General features: G+C 68.0%; 1 protein-coding gene. It reads right to left on the bottom strand.

The genetic code is table 11. The features are described 5' to 3' along the window. Nucleotides 1–93 precede the first annotated feature (93 nt). The coding region (locus tag ASV53_RS26715) for a WXG100 family type VII secretion target (protein WP_141226372.1) at nucleotides 94–350 on the bottom strand (257 nt) is incomplete at its 5' end.

The following is a 350-nucleotide window of genomic DNA, read 5'->3' as shown; positions in this document are numbered from 1 at the left end:
CCCGACCCGTGGAGAAGCAACCACCGGCCGCACGCAAAAAAGCTGCGACCCGGTCGGAAGACCGGGCCGCAGCCCTGAAATGCGAAGCGGGGTTCAGCCGCCGGCGAGCTCGGCGTCCTTGTCGCGGATCGAGTCCGCCATACGGTCCAGCGCCTGCGCCATGTCGTTCACAGCCTCGGCCGCGTCGTCGAGCGACGTCGTCAGCTCCGAGTACGCCGTCGAGTACGCCTCCGAGGCGTTCTCCGTCTTGAAACCGTCCTGCACCAGGTCGTCGATGACGCCCTGCAGCTCCTTCAGCGTGTCGGTCACCGTGCTGCGACCGTCACGAAGACGCGCCGCCGCGCTCTCCA

This window comes from Photobacterium sanguinicancri, assembly GCF_002265265.1.
Taxonomy (GTDB): domain Bacteria; phylum Pseudomonadota; class Gammaproteobacteria; order Enterobacterales; family Vibrionaceae; genus Photobacterium; species Photobacterium sanguinicancri.
This window is presented reverse-complemented; position numbering and strand designations above follow the sequence as displayed.